This window comes from Kineococcus vitellinus, from assembly GCF_009906315.1.
In the GTDB taxonomy this organism is placed as follows: domain Bacteria; phylum Actinomycetota; class Actinomycetes; order Actinomycetales; family Kineococcaceae; genus Kineococcus; species Kineococcus vitellinus.
In genome coordinates this window covers 1-3267 of record NZ_JAAALL010000390.1, presented here as the reverse complement: position 1 = coordinate 3267, position 3267 = coordinate 1, and the positions used below count along the sequence as shown (strand labels likewise).

The following is a 3267-nucleotide window of genomic DNA, read 5'->3' as shown; positions in this document are numbered from 1 at the left end:
CGCCACCGCACGACCCCGAGACAAGATCGTGAACGACTCCCCCGCCTCAACCTCCGCCAACACCTTCGCGTACTCGTTCCGCAGCTCGCGCGCATTGATGCTCCGCATGGCTACATCGTAGCCACCAACGGCTACAGCCGCCACGCTCCACGACGCAACACCCCCACCGGTGCACCCACCACAAAGACCACTCATGCCGATGTCGTGACGTCCACCGGTCGAGTGAACGACCCGCCAACCAGTCGAAGAATCACCCCGTGCGTCCACATGGGTGACGCTCTCGTTCTCCTCTGTCTCGAGGAGAGCCGTCCGCTCCTTAGCCACGTCGAAGTCGGTATGAGGACTTCCCCACGCGCCAGGAGCCTGCCCGCGCACACCGGTGTCGGCCTGGCCATCCTCATCGGCCTGCTCACCGCCTGCTCCGCGTCTCCGGAGCAGGCGGCTGCCACTCAACAGCTAACGGCCAAGGCGAGCTCCGGGTGCCTCATGAGCGCCGTCTACAACAGCCCGATGGCGGTGACCGGCGTCGAGGACTGGCTGATCGAGAACCGGAACCTGGAGACGGCCTACCTGGAGCAGACCCGCACCCAGCCCAGCAGACCAGCACGAGACGAAGCGATCGCTGGCGCTGAGGCTCGCCTTGCCGCCATCGAGGCCCTGCTCGCATCCCCCACCAAGACTGAAGCCCTGGATGAGAGCGGCACCAGCATCGCCGCCGTCCACGTGAGCACCACCGATGACGGCAAGTACGTCGTCAACCAGTTCGACTACTGGGACGCAAGCCCGGCCGCTGCTGCTACCTGCGCTGGTGGATGAGCCCACCCCACGACGGACACCACCGTCCGTGCACCGACGTCGTGGAACGGGATGGGGGCTCAGGTCACGACCTCACGGTCATCCCGCAGACCTTGCGCGGTTCGAGCCGCCCGTACTGGCCTCGTTAAGGACCGCAGCGCGTCAGCCCCAGCTGCGCCGGAGCGCCCCCACGTCCCGACCCAGCTCCTCCACCGCCCGCTCCTTACCGCAGACGATGAGGGAGTCCCACGTCTCGTGCAGGTAGAGAAGCAACTCTCCATCTGCCTTCACCCACAGCCGCTCCGGGTTCGCGTCCACGAGATGACCCAGGCCCCCTGGTGAGAAGGCGCCGCTCCAGCGGTGGACGGAGGCCGGGGACTGGCTCAGACCCGCCCTGGCCGCGACCGGCCAATCCGAGCAGATGAAGTCACCCTCGACGCGATCCGCCCCCTGTGCGCCAGCCCACGCGACTGCGAGCTGCCAGAGCTCATCCAGGCGTACGTCCTGGACCGCCTCGTCCAGAGCCGTCCAGGCGGGCGGTAGCTCCCGTTCGTCGAAGGGCAGCGGCTGCTGCCGGTAGGGGGTGAGCCCGAACCCGGGGTGCAGCAGGTAGCCGTCCCGCAGCCATGCCTCGGTCATGCCCCATGATCCGTCCACTGACCCCACGGGCAGCAAGACGCACGGTCATCCCGCAATCCGTCACGTCCGTGACGTCACCACTGCCCAGGCGAGGTGGTCACAGCTACGACGATCGCCCCACGCTCACCGACGAGGGTCTGGAACTGAGCGACGACCTCACCGTTCTCGGTACCCACCGACAGCAGGTGCTGGGCCCCCAACTGTTGGTCCTCCTGATCCTCGACCGTGAGACCCCCGGCTCCGCCGGCCGCCTCGATGCGCTGACGCAAGGCTTGCTCCTGCATGGTGGGGATGGTGTAGCCCGCACCCACGCGCTGGCACAGAGCGCGCTCGTCCTGGCGCTCGATGGCCCGCAGCACCCCGGACACCGCACCCGCCGGGTCCCCGACTCCGGCCCCGCAGGGTCGTGCGGCACGGTAGGCGTAGAGACCCGCGAGCACGAAGGCCACGAGGGCCACGAGGACGCAGACGACCACCGCTCGCGCCGGCCGGTGGGGCCGGAGCGGCCGTGGGCGCGTCACGGGATGGGTCATCAACCGATCATGTCGGGTCCAGGCCCACCCGGGGGCTCGTTCACCGCGTCCGCCCTGACACCACACAGCCGGCACGCACGGTCATCCCGCTGTCCGCTCGACCGCGGCCGGCCGGCCATGCCCGGACTTCAGGATGAGCAAGTAGTCGCCCACGCGGTGCCGCTGGCCTACGACAAGACGGCGGAGCGAACGTCAGACCGCCCCAGCACCGCAGCGCACCACCGAAAGTGCCCGTCCGCGGTGCCGCTGTAGGCGTTGGCGCCGATGAGGGCGTACACCGCCTTGAACCGCAGGACATCTCCACGCTCCACGTCGAACGCCTCGACGAACACGTCGACCAAGCGCCGATCAGTGTCCAGGGCGTGCGGGCCGTACATGTCGAAGAACCCTGAGGTCATCGCCATCTCCAAGACCGGGTCAGCCAGCATGGTCAAGAACCCCCAGTCCAGGACCGCGCTGAGCCGGCAGTCGTCGTCGACCAGCACGTTCTCCGGACAGACGTCGCCGTGCTGCAGCGTGACCGGCACGGCCCGACGGCTGGCCAGGAAAGCGCTGCAGGCGTGCAGCAGGGCGTCGAGACCGTCGACGTGGGTCCGCAGCAGGCCGGCGAAGCGCTGAGCGCGGTCCTCGAGCAGCTCCTGCAGCGCCGTCGCCCAGTGCTGACCGGTGGCCACCGTCCTCTCGCCCAGCAGCGGCAGGCCCGGCACGGACTCGAACGCAGGGACCAGCTGCTGCTTCGGGATGATGTGCAGGGCGCTCAACAGCTCGACCAGCGCCTGCTCGGCGCGGGGGTCCAGGTGTCCGCTGGTCGGGTCGTAGAAGTCACCGATGCTGCGCCCACGCAGACGCGGCTGACGCAGCAGCGAGCGGCCGTCGGGCAGGGCCAGGCGCCCGAGTGGGGCGGGGACGGTGAACGGGAGACGGCACCTGCTCAGCGCTTCGAGCAGTCGCTCTACAGGCCCCTTGGACGCGGTAGCGGCTGCGGCCGCGTCCCGGGGTAGCCGGGCGACGCTCTGCTCGTCGAGGGCGTAGACGTCGGCCTCCATGCCCGCAGCCAGCCAGTGGGCGTCGGGGTAGCCCAGAGCACGCAGCTGGGCGGGCACCGGGTCGCTCTCCTCGATCACGCGCCCAGTCAGCCAGAGACGCAGCGGGTTCGTCCACGGCGTTACCGGCCTGCGGTGGCCCTGGGCTGGCGGCGGTGAGGGCGAGGACTCGACATCACGGTCATCCCGCCCTGCGGGCGGGGTCACGGTCACGGCGCCAGCTGGAAGAAGTGCCTGCTCGACCCCTGCGACGGTGA

4 protein-coding genes are annotated in these 3267 nt (G+C 69.5%); 1 reads left to right on the top strand and 3 read right to left on the bottom strand.

The window, feature by feature from the left end; genetic code table 11:
• The first annotated feature begins 486 nt into the window (after nucleotides 1-486).
• Nucleotides 487-816, top strand: a complete 330-nt coding sequence (locus GTQ99_RS21350) for a hypothetical protein (protein WP_166617708.1) — start codon at nucleotides 487-489, stop codon at nucleotides 814-816.
• Nucleotides 817-957: 141 nt separating this feature from the next.
• Here GTQ99_RS21350 and GTQ99_RS21345 read toward each other — a convergent pair whose 3' ends face one another.
• The 3 genes from GTQ99_RS21345 to GTQ99_RS21335 form a co-directional block, all read right to left on the bottom strand.
• Complete coding sequence (locus tag GTQ99_RS21345; RefSeq protein ID WP_166617707.1) at nucleotides 958-1434, bottom strand: hypothetical protein; 477 nt, start codon at nucleotides 1432-1434, stop codon at nucleotides 958-960.
• 74 nt (nucleotides 1435-1508) lie between these two features.
• Nucleotides 1509-1883, bottom strand: coding sequence for a hypothetical protein (locus GTQ99_RS21340; RefSeq protein ID WP_166617706.1), 375 nt, complete (start codon nucleotides 1881-1883; stop codon nucleotides 1509-1511).
• Nucleotides 1884-2134: 251 nt separating this feature from the next.
• Nucleotides 2135-3267, bottom strand: a 1133-nt coding sequence (locus GTQ99_RS21335) for a phosphotransferase family protein (protein ID WP_205707962.1), incomplete at its 5' end; no start/stop codon positions are given.